We start from the raw sequence: 14989 nt of genomic DNA, 5'->3' as shown, positions 1-14989 counted from the left end.
CACCGATGACCACCGCCACCGAGTTCCGCCTCACCGCCGCCGAACACGCCCTGCTGCCCACCCCCGAGGAGGTGGCGCACTACCGCGAACACGGCTGGTACCTCTCCCGCCGGCTGTTCGGCGACGAGGAGCTGGACGCCCTCCAGGCCGCCACCGAGCTGTACTACGCGGGCCACCGGGACCGCCGACTGCCCGTCCGCCCGCCCCGGTTGGCCGCCTGGGAGCCCTCGCACGGGCCGGTCCAGCGGCACAACGACTACGTCCACCACGAGAGCGACGCGATCGGCGCGATCCTGCGCAAGCCGCTGGTCGGGGCGGTGGCCGCGCTGCTGGCCGGGGCGGAGGAGATCCGGATCTTCCAGTCCACCCTGATCTACAAGCCGCCGGTGCCCGGGGAGCCCAGTAACCGGGTGCCGTGGCACTTCGACAAGCACTACTGGCAGACCTCGACTTCGGACGATATGCTCACCGCCTTCATCCCGTTCCACGACTGCCGCGTGGAGAACGGCACCATCACCATGGTCGACGGCAGTCACCGCTGGCGGGAGCTGCCCTCCGGCGAGGACTCCACCCGGCACTTCGCCGACCGCGACAACTCCGAGCTGGACGCCATCCTGGACGCCAACGCCGCGTTCAACGGGCAGGAGGCGCGCAAGGTCCCGATGCTGATCCCGCGCGGCCACCTGTCCTTCCACCACTGCCGCACCTACCACGGCAGTGGGCCCAACCTGGCGGCCTTCCCCCGCCGGGCCGTGTCGCTGCACCTCCAGGACGGCGCCAACGAGTACCGCCGCCGCGTTCGCCCGGACGGCGGCCCGGTGGTGTACAACCACGATGTGCTGGTGCGCCGCACGGCCGACGACCGGCCGGACTACGCCGACCCGGACTACTGCCCGACGATCTGGCGGGGAGCGCTGTGACCCTACCCTCGACCGCATCCCCGCCCACACCCCTGCCCGCCTCCCTGGCCACCCCCGCCGAGCGCTACCGGATGCTGCGGCTGATCCGCGGCTTCGAGGAGCTGGCGCTCGGCCTGGTGAAGTCCGGCGCGATCCCCGGCGGCATCCACCCGTACATCGGGCAGGAGGCCGTCGCGGTCGGCGTCTGCTCGGCGCTCGGCCCGGCCGACCGGCTCACCAGCACCCACCGCGGCCACGGCCATGTGCTCGCCCGGGGCGCCGCCCCGCACCGGCTGCTCGCCGAACTCATGGGCCGCGTCGACGGGTTGAACGGCGGCCGGGGCGGCTCGATGCACGCCGCCGACCTCTCGCTGGGCATCCTCGGCGCCAACGGCATCGTCGGCGCCGGGGCCCCGATCGCGGTCGGCGCCGCCTGGGCCGCGCAGCATGCCGGGACCGCGGACGACTCGGTGGCGGTGGCCTTCTTCGGTGACGGCGCGCTCAACCAGGGCGTGCTGCTGGAGTCGCTCAACCTGGCGGCGATGTGGCGGCTGCCGGTGGTCTTCGTCTGCGAGAACAACGGCTACGCCACCACCCTGCCCGCCGCCACCGCCGTCGCGGGCAGCGCCACCGGCCGGGCCGCGGCCTTCGGCATCCCCGCCGAGCAGGTGGACGGCATGGACACCGAGGCCGTGCGCGCCGCCGCCCTGCGCGCGGTGGAACGGGCCCGCTCGGGCGGCGGCCCGGGCTTCCTGGAATGCCGCACCTACCGCTACGAGGGCCACCACACCATGGAGCGCCGGATGAAGCTGCGCTACCGCGCCCCCGAGGAGGTCGCGGCCTGGCGCGAGCGGGACCCACTGCCACGGGCCGCCGCCCCGCTCGCCGTCGCGACGGTCGCCGAGCTGGACCGCTCGGTGGCCGAACAGCTCGCCGCCGCCGAGGAGTTCGCGCTCGCCTCGGCCCATCCGGACCCGGCCGGCGCCCTGGACCACCTGTACGCCGACGGCCTGCGACCCCGGGCGGGGGTGTCGGCGTGACCAGGCTCTCGTACACCAAGGCGCTCAACCGGGCGCTGGCCGACGAACTCGCCGAGGACCCGGCGGTCTGCGTGTTCGGCGAGGACATCGGCGCGGGCATGGCCGGCCCGACCCTGGGCCTGCTGGACCGCTTCGGGCCCGGGCGGATCGTGGACACCCCGCTGTCCGAACAGGCCTTCACCGCGATGGCGATGGGCGCGGCGCTGGCCGGGCGGCGGCCGGTACTGGAGTTCCAGATCCCCTCGCTGCTGTTCCTGGTCTTCGAGCAACTCGTCAACCAGGCCCACAAGTTCTCGCTGATGACCGGGGGTCAGGCGGCCGTCCCGCTGACCTGTCTGGTGCCCGGCTCGGGCTCCCGGGACGGCTGGGCCGGGCAGCACTCCGACCACCCGTACAGCCTGTTCGCCCATGCCGGGGTGAAGACCGTGGTGCCCGCCACCCCGACCGACGCCTACGGGCTGCTGCGCTCGGCGATCCGCGATCCGGACCCGGTGGTGGTGTTCGCCCCGGCCGCGGCCCTGCCGGTGCGCGAGACCGTCACCTGGGAGCTGGCGCCCGTCCCGCTCGGGCGGGCCCGGATCCACCGCCCGGGCACGGATGTCACCGTGGTCGCCCTCGGGCACCTGGTGCACGACGCCCTGGCCGTCGCCGAGGAGCTGGCCCCGGAGCTCTCGGTGGAGGTCCTCGACCCGCGCACCGTCCACCCCTTCGACTGGCCGGCCCTCGCCGAGTCGCTGGAGCGCACCGGCCGGCTGGTCGTCGTGGACGACTCCAACCGCAGCTGCGGCTTCGGCGCCGAGGTACTGGCCACCGCCGCCGAGGAGATGCGCCTGCTCGCCCCACCGCGCCGGATCACCCGCCCGGACGGCGCGGTGCTCCCCTTCGCCCCCGCCCTGGACCGGGCCGTCCAGCCGAGCCGCGAGCAGCTGCGGCACGCGCTGCGGTCCGTCATGAAGGCCCACTGACCTCCGGAACACCCCCGAGACAGGAGCACCGATGACCACCAACCGCTACCACTGGGACCGCTCCCACCCCGGCCTGACCAGCCTCCAGCAAGCCATCGACCCGCTGCGCCGCGAGGTCGTCGAGCACTCGGTGTACCGCTCGCTCACCAGCATCGAGCGGGTCCGCACCTTCCTGGACAGCCACGTCTTCGCCGTCTGGGACTTCATGTCGCTGCTCAAGAGCCTGCAGCGCGACCTCACCTGCGTGGACGTGCCGTGGGTCCCGAGCGGACCGACCGCCAGCCGCCGGCTGATCAACGAGATCGTCCTGGTGGAGGAGAGCGACGAGCTGGGCGAGGGCTTCACCAGCCACTTCGAGCTGTACGTCGAGGGCATGCGGCAGGCCGGCGCCGACCCCCGCCCGGTGACGGACTTCCTGGCCCTGCTGGGCTCCGGCCGGTCCGTGCCGGAGGCCCTCAAAGCGGCCGGAGTGCCGGGGCCCGCTGTCGAGTTCACCTCCGTCACCTGGTCGATCGTGGAGAACGCGCCGGTGCACTGCCGGGCCGCCGCCTTCGCCTTCGGCCGCGAGGACCTCATCCCGGACATGTTCACCCAGGTGGTCGGCATCGACGACCCCGAGGGGGTGCTCACCGTGTTCAAGGACTACCTGGCCCGCCACATCGAGGTGGACGGTGAGCAGCACACCCCGATGGCGATGCAGATGCTGATCGACCTGTGCGGCGACGACCAGGCCGTCTGGGACTCCTGCGCCGAGACCGTACGGGCGGCGCTGGAGGCCCGGCTGCGGCTGTGGACCGCGATCGAGCAGTCCTTCTGAGCGAACCCGCGCGGGCCGTGCTGTCACAGCACCTTCGGCAGCACCGCCGCCGAGGCGGGCGGCTCGTCGGCCGCCGACCGGAACCGGTGCAGCGCCGCCCGGCCGTCCGCCCCGCGCAGCCGGGCGGCGAGCCGGGCGGGCAGCACCACGGTGCTCAGCCAGCCCTCGCCGCGGTACCCCTCGATCGTCCAACTGACCCAGGGCAGCGGGTAGTTGGCGGCCGGGCTGAAGAACACCGGCGGACCGCCCCGGAAGCTCAGCCGGTAGGCGCCGAAGCGGCTCCAGTTGGAGAAGCTGAACCGGCGCTCCTTCGGGTCGAAGCCCAGCGGCACGCACTCGCCCAGCCGGGAACGGCCCAGCCCGGCCAGGAAGTCCAGGTTGGCACGGAGGTTGAGGTGGGCGGCCGGGAACTCCTCGACCGCCGCCCGCAGTTGGCCCGCCAACACCGCCGGGCCGTCCTTCGGCCGGTGCGGCACGTGCACCTCGCTCAGCAGGTTGCCCACCAGGGCGGGCGAGAGTCCCAGCCAGCGGCGGGCGTTGACCGGCACGGTGAGCATCCGCTCGGCCTGGTCGCCGTCCACCTCCCGCAGGGTGGCGAGGACATGGGCGCAGAGCACGTCCCCGGCGGACAGCCGGCGCCCGGCGGCCGCGCCGAACTCCTCGCGCATCCGGGCGACTTCGGCATCCGTGAAGGCGATCTGGACGGTCCGGTTGGCGCGCGGGCCGGCCGCCACCTCGCGGGCCAGCTGCTCCGCCTCCGCCGCCGACGGCACCCGGAATCCGGGGCGTCCGCAGTCCTCGGCCGGCAACACCGCGTCCAGCAACGCGTCCTGGTCGGCGACGAGTTCGGCCTCCGGCAGCGGTTCGCCCTCGACCGCCGCCGACCAGATCCGCAGCAGCAGCATGAAGCTGTGGAGGTCCCCGATCGCGTGGTGCCAGGAGCAGCCGAGCACCGTGCCGCCGTCGGCGGTGCGGGTGATCCGTACGGTGAGCAGCGGGGCGTCGCCGGTGCGTGCGGCCACCGCGTCCACCGGGTCGACCAGTCCGGAGCCGGCCGCCGGCACCCGGCCCATCGCCTCGGCGAGGGTGCCGTCCACGGTGCAGGCCTCCAGCGGTACGCCCGAGTCGTCGCAGACCGCCCGCAGGGCGCCGCCGTCGGTGCGCAGCCGTCCGGCGAACACCGGCACCCGGTCCAGGGCGAGGGCGAGCCCGGCGGCGAGCCGGTCCTCGTCCAGCGGCCGGTCGAAGCAGAGCACCACCGAGACGGCGAGGTCCGCGAGCATGGTGTCCATCAGGCCCAGGCGCAGCACCCGGCCGTCGGCCCGGCCGGCTCGGACGGTCCGGGAGCTGCGCGGCTGCGGCCAGATCGTCATGGTTCCCATCCGGTGGTTCGGCCTGCGGGCACGCCGAACGATAGTGCCGCGCCGAGGCAGTGGTCCAGTCCAATGTCAGGATCCGGAAAGGCCGTTCACGGGCGCCGACGATAGAATGCCGAGCATGGGACAGCGCCCCGGCGCGCCCACCGCGCCGCCCCTCGTCCTGGTCACCGACCACGAGTCCCGGCTGATCGACCCGACCCGGGCCTACCACCTGGGCCGCGACCCGACCAGCGAGATCGTGCTGGACGACCCCCGGGTCTCCTGGCACCACGCGGTGCTGCACGCCGACGACGGCCACTGGCTGCTGGAGGACGTCGGCAGCACCAACGGCACCTTCGACCAGGGCCGCCGGGTCGACCACGAGGACGTCGGCCCGGGCACCCGGCTGCGCTTCGGCGACCCGGCCACCGGTCCGGCCGCGACGTTCTCCGGGCTGCCGGCCCCCGCCCCAGGCGAACGCACCGCCCTGGCCGCCCCGCAGAGCTCCGGCACCTTCCGCAGCCCGAGCGCCGTACTGGAGCTGCCCGGCCGCACCGTGCGGATCGGCCGCTCGCCGGACAACGACCTCGTCCTGGACGACCTGGTGGTCTCCCGGCACCACGCCGAACTTCGCGAACTGCCGGGCGGCGGGCACGAGATCGTCGACCTGGACAGCCACAACGGCAGCTACCTCAACGGCCGCCCGGTCCGGCGCGCCCCGGTCGGCCCGGCCGACATCGTCGGCATCGGCCACTTCGCGCTCTGCCTGGCCGACGGCCGGCTGGTCGAGTACACCGACACCGGCGAGATCTCCCTGGACGTCCAGCACCTGGTCGTCCGGGTCGGTCCGGACCACCGGGTGCTGCTGGACGACGTCGGCTTCCCGCTCGCCGAGAAGACCCTGCTGGCGGTGGCCGGCCCGAGCGGCGCCGGCAAGTCGACCCTGCTGAACGCGCTCACCGGGCTGCGCCCCGCCGACCAGGGCACCGTGCTGTACGACGGGCGCGACCTGTACCGCGACTACGCCGAGCTGCGGCGCCGGATCGGCCTCGTCCCCCAAGACGACATCCTGCACACCCAGCTCACCGTCCGCCGCGCGCTGTCCTTCGCCGCCGAGCTGCGCTTCCCCGGGGACACCGCCCGGGACGAGCGGGAGACCAGGGTCTCCGAGGTGATCCGCGAACTGGGCCTGGACGGCCGGGAGCAGCAGGTGATCGCCAGCCTCTCCGGCGGCCAGCGCAAGCGGGTCAGCATCGCGCTGGAGCTGCTCACCAAGCCCTCGCTGCTGTTCCTCGACGAGCCGACCTCCGGCCTGGACCCGGGCATGGAGCGCTCGGTGATGCGCCTGCTGCGCGAACTGGCCGACGACGGGCGGACGGTGGTCGTGGTGACGCACAGCGTGCTGAGCCTCAACGTCTGCGACCGGCTGCTGGTGCTCGCCCCCGGCGGCCGGACCGCCTACTACGGCCCGCCCACCGAGGCGCTGGCGTACTTCGGGCAGGACGAGTGGCCGGAGGCCTTCGAGGAGTTCGAGAACGACACCGAGGGCCGCAGCCGGCAGCGCTTCCTGGCCTCGCCGGAGTACCGGCGGTACGTGACGGCCGAGGCGGCGCACCCGCTGCCCGCCCCGGCCGCGTCCGCCGCGGCGCCGCCGCCCGCCATCGGCCGGGAGAAGCCGCAGGGCTGGTTCGCCCAGCTGAGCACCCTGGTGCGCCGGTACGCCGCGGTGCTCGCCGCCGACCGGTTGTTCCTCACCGTCATGCTGGTGCTGCCGTTCGTCATCGGCGTGATGTGCCGGGCGATGGCCGGCTCGCGGCTCACCGACGAGAACGCCATCAACTGCCTGCTCACGCTCTGCCTCGGCGGGGTGCTCACCGGCTCGGCCAACGCGGTGCGCGAGGTGGTCAAGGAGCGCGCGATCTACCGGCGGGAGCGGGTGGTCGGGCTGTCCAGATCGGCCTACCTGGTGTCCAAGGTGGTGGTGCTCGGCGCGGTCACGGTGGTCCAGGCCGCGCTGCTGACCGTGGTCGGCCTGGCCGGGGTGACGCTCTCCGCGCCGGCCCGGCCGAACGCCCCGCCGCCGGTGACGACGGGCGTGCTGCTGCCGCAGCTGCCGGAGCTGATCATCGCGGTCGCGCTGCTCGCGTTCACCTCGATGGTGCTCGGCCTGGTGGTCTCCGCCGCCGTCGGCAAGGAGGAGACCACGATGCCGCTGCTGGTGCTGCTGGCGATCGTCCAGGTGGTGTTCAGCGGTCTGATGCTGAAGCTGCACGGCGTGCCGGGGCTGGAGCAGTTCGCCTGGTTCGTCCCGTCCCGGTGGGGCCTGTCGGCCATGGCCCGCACCGTCGACCTGGGCCGGCTCACGGTGCCGTCCCCGATCACCGCGGACCCGGCGTTCCGCCCCGAACGGGCCGGCTGGGTGATCAGCATGGCCGCGCTGGCCGCCCTCGCGGCGGCGTACGGGCTGGCCGTGCTCGCCCTGCTGCGGCGGCACGAACCGGTGGTCATGCGCAGGTAGCCGCCCCGGCGCCCGCCGGTAGAGTGGAATCGAACTGCGGTTCCGATGCCGCGCGCCGCCCCTGCCGCCGGCTCCGGCTCGCGCGCAGGAGGGAAGCCGGCCGCCGATGGACGAGTTCGCGTTCCGCCCCACCCACGTCGCCCCGCCGGACGGCATGGCGACCTGGACGGCCCCGGACCCGGCACGGCCCGCCGCCCGGCTGGACCCGCTCCTCCCGGTCCGGCTGATCGCCCGGCAGGGCGACTGGGCCCAGGTGCTCTGCTCCAACGGCTGGACCGCCTGGGTGGACGCCCGGCTGCTGGTCGTCCTCCCCCAGCCGCCACCGGGCGCGGACGGCCCGCCCACCCGCACCGCCGACCCGCGCCCCGCGCTCGCCGAGGCCGAGGCCGCGCTCTCCCGCCACCGCGCCCTGCTGGAGGACCTCGCCGCGGGCACCCTGGACCTCGAGTCCTTCCGGGAACGGACCCGAGGCCTGCGGATCGGCCTGGTGGCGGACGGCGAGACGCTCTGGCTGTTCGACCCGGTGCACGACCGCTGGTGCTACTGCGACGGGCTGCAGCTACAGGCGTACGCGGCCACCGACCGGCCGCCGGAACAGCTGCCCGCGCCGACAGCCGTACCGGGGGTCGCACCGGCAGCCGCACCGGAGGCCGACCCGTCGGCGCACGAGCCGCGGCAGCCCGACCCTCGGCAACCCGACCCCCAGCAACCCGCCCCTCGCCGGCCCGACCCGCAGCAACCCGACCCGTACTCGCCGACCCGGACCGGCGCGCCGTGATCCCCGCCGATCCGACACCGACGCCGACACCGGCGTCCGCCCCCAGCCTGCCGGCCGGCCTGGTCGGGCGGCAGGTGGCCGACTACCGCCTGGAGCAGGAGATCGGGCGCGGTGGGATGGCCGTGGTCTACCGGGCCAAGGACCTCCGGCTCGGCCGGACCGTCGCGGTCAAGCTGCTGGCCCCCGAACTGGCCCGCAACGAGGTGTTCCGCCTGCGCTTCATGCACGAGTCCGAGGCCGCCGCCGGGATCGACCACCCGCACATCGTCCCGGTGTTCGGGGCCGGCGAGCACGACGGCATCCTCTACCTGGCGATGCGCTACGTCGAGGGCGGCGACCTGCGTGCCCTGATCAACCGGGACGCCCCGCTCCCGGTCGAGCGCACCGCCCGGCTGGCACTGCAGGTCGCCTCCGCGCTGGACGCGGCCCACCGCCGCGGGCTGGTGCACCGGGACGTCAAGCCGGGCAACGTCCTGGTCGCCGCCGGCACCGACAACGAGCACCCCGAGCACCTCTACCTGGCGGACTTCGGCCTCACCAAGAAGTCGCTGTCGCTGAGCGGGCTGACCAGCGTCGGCCAGATCGTCGGAACGCTCGACTACGCCGCGCCCGAGCAGATCTCCGGCCGGCCGCTGGACGGGCGTTGCGACCAGTACAGCCTCGGCTGCGTGGTCTTCGAGATGCTCGCGGGCGCCCCGCCGTTCCGCCGGGAGAGCGACCTCGCACTGCTCTGGGCCCACCTCAACGACCCGCCGCCCGACCTGCACCGGCACCGGCCGGACCTCCCGGAGGCGGTCGGGGAGGTGGTCGCCCGGGCGCTCGCCAAGGCCCCTGAGGACCGCTACCCGGACTGCCTGCGGTTCGTGGCCGAGCTGCGGGCGGCCGGCGCCCCCACCCCGTGGTCGGGGTGGACCGGGGACGGGCCGCCCACCCGGGTCGTCCCGGCGGTCGCCCGGGCCCCCGGCCCCGCCCACGTGCCGGAGCCGCCCGCCTGGGCCGCCCCGGTCGTCCACCCTCCGCCCCGGGAGCGTTAGGAAGTCTTCGACCATGAACGCCGTCAGCCAGGTCTTCGCCATGCTCGCCGCCGCGATCCACCTGGTGGTGTGGCCGCTGGAGAGCTACCTGTACGGGCACCCGCGGGTGCGCTACCTGCTCACCGGCAGCACCGCGGACGCCCCGGAGGTCCGGTTGTGGCGGTTCAACGTCGGCTTCTACAACCTGTTCCTGGCCCTCGGCCTGGTCACCGGCCTGGTCCTGCTGCACACCGGGCACTCCGGGTCGGGGCGGCCACTGATCCTCTACATCGCCGCCTTCATGGTGGCCGGCGGGACGACCCTGTTCGTCTCCGAGCCGAAGCTGTGGCGCGGCGCCCTCGGCCAGGCCGTCCCGGCGGCGGTGGTCCTGATCGCCGAGCTGGTCTGAACCCGGGACGGACGGCTCCGAAGCCGGGACGGACAGCCGCGCACCCGGGACGGCCGGCTCCGAAGCCGGGACGGGCGCCCCGCGGCCGGGCTCAGCCGCCGGTCGTCCCCTCGGTGGCCTCCGGCCCCTCCGGCACAGCCGTCCCCTCGGTGACCTCCCCACGCCGCCGCACCCGCGAGGCGAGCAGCGCCCCGAGCAGCCCGGTCAGCAGTCCCCAGCCCGCCGCCAGCGGCACCGCCGTCCACAGGGCCGGGCGCAGCGTCAGGCTGCCGCTGCCCAGCGCCGCCACCGGATCGCTGCCGCCGAGGACGGAGCTGAGCAGGTCTCCCAAGCCGCCCTGGCCCAGGCCGACGCCCAGCACGGACAGCCCGTAGTCGGCGTCCATCCGGGTCCACAGGCCCACCAGCAGCACGGTGACGGCGGTGGCCAGGGCGAAACGGACGGCGTGCTGCCACAGCCGCACGGTGCGCGGGGAGCGGCGGGCGGCGAGGAAGGCCGCGGCGACCAGCAGCACGGCGGCCAGCGGCAGCAGCCACCAGCTGCGCGCGTCGTGCTCCGCCAGGGTGCCGAGGTCGATGGTCGCCTCCTGCCCGCCGGGGGCGCGCAGCACCGCGCTGAGCGGCTTGGGGACGGGCAGGCCCAGCGCGCCGACCAGCCGGCCGTGCCAGACCGCGCCGAGGCCGAGACCGAAGGCGAGCCAGACCAGGTCGGGCAGGGCGAGCAGCAGCACGGCCATCGTCCGCCGGGCGTCGCCGTGCACGATGGCGGTGACGATCCCGGCCGCCGCGCCGATCGCCACGTACCCCAGCAGCACCATCCAGAGCGCGAACGCGGCCGGGCGGACGGCGAGTTGGTAGCGCAGCAGGCCGCGCGGCAGCGGCGCCCGGCGGGACACCGCGAAGACCGCCGCGAGTACCAGCAGCAGCCAGGCCAGCCCGATGCCGATCGTGGTGGCGCCCTCCGCGTGGAAGCCGACCTCCGGGGTGAGCCCGAGCACGCCGCCGATGGTCTGCACCAGGCTGCCGCCGAGTTCGATCACGAAGGTGTGCTTGGCGGTGACGGTGATCAGCACCAGCGCGAGCAGCCAGAGCACCACCGTCCGGGCGACCCGGCCGAGCAGTTCACCGCCCCTGGCCACCGCCCGGAAGCGCAGTTGGCGAAGGAACACCTCGGCCATCACGACCGCGCCCACCAGCGAGACGCTCAGCGGCATCGCGTTCACCCCGGCGTCCACCGCGGCGAAGCTGCCCGCGCCGCCGTCGAGCTGGACCGAACCGCCGACGGCCAGCGCCAGCGTCGCGGCCAGCACGGGCGGGAAGCCGCCCTCCGGGAGGTCGCCGGCGCCGGCCAGCCAGAGGCCCAGCGCGGCCACCGCCGCCATCGCGACGAGCCCGGCCAGCACCACGGCGAGCGCGTCCAGCCAGCCGCGGACGACTCCGGGCGGGCCGGCGACCCCGGTGGTGGGCTGCTGCATGCCGCCTCCCTCTGCTCGAACGGTGCTGGTCCGTTCCCAGGGTGACCGACTGCCGCGGGGCACGCTCGGCGACGACGGGGCCACCTGCTGTTGCGGCGAGCGGGGCACCGGGGGAGAAAGGAAACTCCAGTGGCAGGAGCTTCCTGTGCCGGCCGTTCCCGCCGGCCGCCTGCGAAACGGAGCCTCGATGAGTTCCCAACCGCCTCCCTCCGGCCCGCCCAGCGAGCCGCCCACCGGCCCCCCGTCCGGCCCGCTGGCCGGACCACCGTCGGGTGGCGGCACGGGCGGATCGCCGTCCGTACCACCGCCGCCCTCCGGGCCGGGCGGGTCGTCCGCCGCCGGTGCGGGCGGCGGTGGGTCGGGCCGCGGGCGCGGGCCGCGCACACCGTGGTGGCGCTCCGGGAAGGGCCTGTCGGTGGCGGCGGGCGTGCTGGTGGCGGCCGTGGTGGCCACCGTGCTGGTCGTCACCAACCAGGGCGGCAAGCACGAGGCCATCCCGACCGCCAACGAGGTCGCCCTCCAGACCCCGGCCGACCCCGGACCGGCGCCGTTCACCCCATCGGTGGAAACCCAGGGCGTGAGCGCCCCGGCTCCCGCGCCCACCAGCGCGGCGCCGCAACCGGGCGGCACCTCCAGAACCAGCTCCGCGGCCGTCCTGCACAGCGTGCAGGGCAGCTCGGCCGGGCTGTACGGCGGGACGATGGGCCGACCCAGCTGCGACACCGAGCGACTGATCGGCATGGTGTCCAGCGGTGACGGCGGACGGGCCTGGGCCTCGGCGGCGGGCATCGAACAGTCCGCGATCCCGTCCTACCTGCGCTCGCTGACCTCGGCGTACCTGCGGGTGGACACCCGGGTGACCAATCACGGCTACAAGAGCGGCGCGGTGGTCGAGTACCAGTCCGTGCTGCAGGCGGGCACGGCCGTCCTGGTGGACTCCCAGGGCGTGCCCCGGGTGCGCTGTGCCTGCGGCAACCCGTTGAAGCCGGCGGTCCTGGTGAGCAACGCCAAGTACACCGGGAAGGCCTGGACGGGCTTCGAGCCGACCACGCTGATCGTGGTGGCGCCGGCTCCGAAGCCGGTGACCGAGATCATCCTGGTGAACATCGAGACCGGCGGCTGGTTCTCCCGGCTGACCGGGCGGATCGACATCGTGGACAAGCACGTCGGACCGCCGCAGGGGCCGCTGGTGCCGGGCATCCCGCCGCCGGTGCCGTGGAAGCCGACCGCTCCGACGGCGACGGCCTCGACGTCCGGGGCGACGTCCTCGGGGGCCACGTCGTCGGGGGCCACCTCGTCGGGGGCGACGTCCTCCGGCGCCACATCCTCCGGCGCCACCTCCTCGGGCGCGACCTCCTCCGGGGCGACCTCGTCCTCCGGTACGCCGTCCGGCACCTCATCGACGACAGCTACCTCCGGCCCCTCCACCCAGACCGAGACCGCGGGCCCAACCACCAAGGGCCCCAGCGAAACGGCCACGACGATCACCAAGAGCCCCAGCGGAACGAGCTCAACGACCGGAACGACCGGAACGACGACGACCGGCACGGGCACCACCTCGGGCAGGACGACCGGCACCACGACGCCGCCGCCCACCTGCAAGCCGCCCGGCGAGGCCGGCTCGCTGCCGCCCTGCCCGCCGGCCACGAGCGCGACCCCCTGATCGCTCCCGCTCCCGCTCCCGCTCCCCTCGCCGCCACCGGCCGTCCCGACGCCGGTGGCGGCGGCGCTTCTCAGGGCAGCAGCACCTTCGCGTCGTCCGGCCCGAGCAGCCGCCCGTCCGCCGAGCGCACCTCCACCGGGGCGACCGGTGCGCCCGAGACGCGGTCGACCAGCCGGGCCCGGGGCTCGCCCTCGGCGAAGAACCACTGGTCGCCCCACTGCCGCAGTGCGGTGATCACCGGGAACAGCGCACGCCCCTTCTCGGTGAGCAGGTACTCCTGGTAGGGGCTGCCGTCGGCGGCGGGGGCGAGTTCGAAGACTCCGGTGGCGACGAGGTTGGTGAGCCGGGCCGAGAGGATGTTCTTGGCCAGCCCCAGGTTCTTCTGGAACTGCCCGAAGCGGCGCAGCCCGTCGAAGGCGTCACGGACGATCAGCAGGGTCCAGCCGTCGCCGACCACGTCGAGCGGCCGGGCGACCGGGCAGGCCGACTCCTCGTGCGTGGTGCGCTTCGGCACTTCTCCCACCTCTCAGCCGGTCGGCGCCCAGCGTACCGCCGGACCTGCGGTTGCTTATTGAAACCAGGATATGCCAAGGTGATGCGGTAGCACTTTGAAACCACTGCTGCCCTTCGAGGGGACCCGTCCATGACCTCTCCCGCCGCCGCCCGTGCGGGCACTCCGACGCGCGGCCTGTCACCGGCCGTCACCTGGCTGCTCTCCGTCACCTGCGGCCTGGCCGTCGCCAACGTCTACTACTCCCAGCCGCTGCTGGACCTGATCGCCCGTGACTTCGGCATCGACCCGGCCGCCATCGGCCTGGTCGGCACTCTCACCCAGACGGGGTACGCGATCGGCCTGCTGCTGATCGTCCCGCTCGGCGACCGCGTCGACCGCCGCGCCCTGACCACCGTCCAGCTCGGGCTCTCCGTCCTCGCCCTCGCCGCCGTCGCCCTCGCTCCCTCCGCTCCGCTGCTGCTCGCCGCGATGGCCGCCGTGGGCGCGCTCGCGGTCGTCGCCCAGGTCGTCGTCGCCCACGCCGCCTCGCTCGCCGCCCCCGGCGACCAGGGCCGGGTGGTCGGCACCGTCACCGGCGGCATCGTGGTCGGCATCCTGCTCGCCCGCACCGTCGCCGGCACGATCGGCGACCTGGCCGGCTGGCGCGCCGTCTACCTGGTCTCCGCCGTCGCAACCGGCGCCATGGCCGTCGCCGTTGCCACCGCCCTGCCCGCCGAGCCGCCCCGCACCGCCGGACGGACCAGCGGCCGAATCGGCTACCTGCGGCTGGTCGGCTCGGTGTTCACGCTCTTCGCCGAGGAGCGCGTGCTGCGCGTCCGCGCCGTGCTCGCCCTGCTCGCCTTCACCTCCGTCACCGTGCTGCTCACCCCGATGGTGCTGCCGCTCGCCGCACCGCCCTTCGAACTCAGCCACACCCAGATCGGCCTGTTCGGGCTGGCCGGCGCCGCCGGGGCGCTCGGCGCCGGGCACGCCGGCCGCCAGGCCGACCGCGGCCGCGCCGAACGCACCGCCGGCATCGGCCTGTCGGCCATGCTCGTCGGCTGGCTGCCCGCCGCGCTGCTGCCGCACTCGGTGTGGTGGCTGGTGCTCGCCGTGGTGGTGATCGACTACGGCCTGCAGTCCGTGCACGTGGTCAACCAGCACCTCCTCTACCAAGTCCGCCCCGAGGCCCGGAGCCGACTGACGGCCGGCTACATGCTGCTCTACTCCGCCGGCTGCGGAGCGGGCGCGATCGCCTCCACCCTCGTGTACGACCAGGGCGGCTGGACGGCCGTCTGCCTGCTCGGGGCCGCCACCAGCCTTGCCGCGCTGCTCTACTGGCTCACCGCGCGGCGGGTATGACGGCTGGTCGAAGCCCGCTCGGCCAGGCCGGCTCCAGGACGTCGCGCAGGGCGCGCACCCCCTGCCGCCACGCCTGGCCGGACTCCGTCTCGTCCCACGACTCGGCTAGGGCGCGTATTCGGTCGTGATCAAGGTGTGGTCCGGGTGAGGTCTTTGATCCAGATCATCGCGCCGCAGAGGTGGAGGCCGGCGAGGTAGCT

The 14989-nt window shown here is 74.6% G+C and carries 13 protein-coding genes; 10 read left to right on the top strand and 3 right to left on the bottom strand.

Annotated elements, in window-relative coordinates:
* Nucleotides 1-5 precede the first annotated feature (5 nt).
* The 4 genes from ACZ47G_RS15205 to ACZ47G_RS15190 are packed head-to-tail and all read left to right on the top strand — an operon-like array spanning nt 6 to nt 3721.
* The gene (locus tag ACZ47G_RS15205) at nt 6-920 is read left to right on the top strand and encodes a phytanoyl-CoA dioxygenase family protein (protein WP_465742686.1); all 915 of its coding nucleotides are present in this window, start codon (nt 6-8) and stop codon (nt 918-920) included.
* A complete protein-coding gene (locus ACZ47G_RS15200) occupies nt 917-1939 on the top strand; it encodes a thiamine pyrophosphate-dependent dehydrogenase E1 component subunit alpha (RefSeq protein WP_465742684.1) in 1023 nt (340 codons plus the stop codon). The genes ACZ47G_RS15205 and ACZ47G_RS15200 overlap by 4 nt, the downstream gene beginning before the upstream one ends.
* Nucleotides 1936-2904, top strand: a complete 969-nt coding sequence (locus tag ACZ47G_RS15195) for an alpha-ketoacid dehydrogenase subunit beta (RefSeq protein ID WP_465742682.1) — start codon at nt 1936-1938, stop codon at nt 2902-2904. Before ACZ47G_RS15200 ends, ACZ47G_RS15195 begins: the two co-directional genes overlap by 4 nt.
* Nucleotides 2905-2935: 31 nt before the next feature.
* Nucleotides 2936-3721, top strand: coding sequence for a DUF3050 domain-containing protein (locus ACZ47G_RS15190; RefSeq protein WP_465742680.1), 786 nt, complete (start codon nt 2936-2938; stop codon nt 3719-3721).
* Between the two features lie 23 nt (nt 3722-3744).
* Here ACZ47G_RS15190 and ACZ47G_RS15185 read toward each other — a convergent pair whose 3' ends face one another.
* The gene (locus ACZ47G_RS15185) at nt 3745-5094 is read right to left on the bottom strand and encodes an acyltransferase (protein WP_465742678.1); all 1350 of its coding nucleotides are present in this window, start codon (nt 5092-5094) and stop codon (nt 3745-3747) included.
* Nucleotides 5095-5218: 124 nt separating this feature from the next.
* On the opposite strand from ACZ47G_RS15185, the gene ACZ47G_RS15180 reads away from it, so the two are divergent.
* The 4 genes from ACZ47G_RS15180 (at nt 5219) to ACZ47G_RS15165 (ending at nt 9797) form a co-directional block, all read left to right on the top strand.
* Nucleotides 5219-7597, top strand: a complete 2379-nt coding sequence (locus ACZ47G_RS15180; RefSeq protein ID WP_465742676.1) for an ABC transporter ATP-binding protein/permease — start codon at nt 5219-5221, stop codon at nt 7595-7597.
* Nucleotides 7598-7703: 106 nt separating this feature from the next.
* Complete coding sequence (locus ACZ47G_RS15175; RefSeq protein WP_465742674.1) at nt 7704-8375, top strand: hypothetical protein; 672 nt, start codon at nt 7704-7706, stop codon at nt 8373-8375.
* Nucleotides 8375-9409 (top strand): serine/threonine-protein kinase, encoded by a 1035-nt coding sequence (locus tag ACZ47G_RS15170; RefSeq protein ID WP_465743156.1) that lies wholly within the window; start codon nt 8375-8377, stop codon nt 9407-9409. The genes ACZ47G_RS15175 and ACZ47G_RS15170 overlap by 1 nt, the downstream gene beginning before the upstream one ends.
* Nucleotides 9410-9422: 13 nt before the next feature.
* Complete coding sequence (locus ACZ47G_RS15165; RefSeq protein ID WP_465742672.1) at nt 9423-9797, top strand: DUF1304 domain-containing protein; 375 nt, start codon at nt 9423-9425, stop codon at nt 9795-9797.
* Between the two features lie 91 nt (nt 9798-9888).
* Here ACZ47G_RS15165 and ACZ47G_RS15160 read toward each other — a convergent pair whose 3' ends face one another.
* Nucleotides 9889-11271, bottom strand: coding sequence for a streptophobe family protein (locus ACZ47G_RS15160; protein ID WP_465742670.1), 1383 nt, complete (start codon nt 11269-11271; stop codon nt 9889-9891).
* Between the two features lie 415 nt (nt 11272-11686).
* Here ACZ47G_RS15160 and ACZ47G_RS15155 point away from each other — a divergent pair, with 415 nt between their 5' ends.
* Nucleotides 11687-12934, top strand: a complete 1248-nt coding sequence (locus tag ACZ47G_RS15155) for a DUF6777 domain-containing protein (RefSeq protein ID WP_465742668.1) — start codon at nt 11687-11689, stop codon at nt 12932-12934.
* A gap of 70 nt (nt 12935-13004) precedes the next feature.
* On the opposite strand, the gene ACZ47G_RS15150 is transcribed toward ACZ47G_RS15155, so the two are convergent.
* Nucleotides 13005-13448 (bottom strand): winged helix-turn-helix transcriptional regulator, encoded by a 444-nt coding sequence (locus ACZ47G_RS15150; protein WP_465742666.1) that lies wholly within the window; start codon nt 13446-13448, stop codon nt 13005-13007.
* Between the two features lie 129 nt (nt 13449-13577).
* Here ACZ47G_RS15150 and ACZ47G_RS15145 point away from each other — a divergent pair, with 129 nt between their 5' ends.
* Nucleotides 13578-14789 carry an MFS transporter gene (locus ACZ47G_RS15145; protein WP_465742664.1) on the top strand — a complete coding sequence of 404 codons (1212 nt, stop codon included), beginning with the start codon at nt 13578-13580 and terminating at the stop codon, nt 14787-14789.
* Nucleotides 14790-14989 lie beyond the last annotated feature (200 nt).

The sequence above is a fragment of the Kitasatospora sp. NPDC030952 genome (assembly GCF_055571335.1).
The sequence above is the reverse complement of the archived record's forward strand: the minus strand, read 5'-3'. Positions and strand labels throughout refer to the sequence as shown.

Excerpts from the sequence above, each read along its gene's own strand:
- ACZ47G_RS15205 (WP_465742686.1), top strand. The coding sequence starts at position 6 with ATGACCACCGCCACCGAGTTCCGCCTCACCGCCGCCGAACACGCCCTG.
- ACZ47G_RS15190 (WP_465742680.1), top strand. The coding sequence starts at position 2,936 with ATGACCACCAACCGCTACCACTGGGACCGCTCCCACCCCGGCCTGACC.
- ACZ47G_RS15185 (WP_465742678.1), bottom strand. The coding sequence starts at position 5,094 with ATGACGATCTGGCCGCAGCCGCGCAGCTCCCGGACCGTCCGAGCCGGC.
- ACZ47G_RS15180 (WP_465742676.1), top strand. The coding sequence starts at position 5,219 with ATGGGACAGCGCCCCGGCGCGCCCACCGCGCCGCCCCTCGTCCTGGTC.
- ACZ47G_RS15175 (WP_465742674.1), top strand. The coding sequence starts at position 7,704 with ATGGACGAGTTCGCGTTCCGCCCCACCCACGTCGCCCCGCCGGACGGC.
- ACZ47G_RS15165 (WP_465742672.1), top strand. The coding sequence starts at position 9,423 with ATGAACGCCGTCAGCCAGGTCTTCGCCATGCTCGCCGCCGCGATCCAC.
- ACZ47G_RS15160 (WP_465742670.1), bottom strand. The coding sequence starts at position 11,271 with ATGCAGCAGCCCACCACCGGGGTCGCCGGCCCGCCCGGAGTCGTCCGC.
- ACZ47G_RS15145 (WP_465742664.1), top strand. The coding sequence starts at position 13,578 with ATGACCTCTCCCGCCGCCGCCCGTGCGGGCACTCCGACGCGCGGCCTG.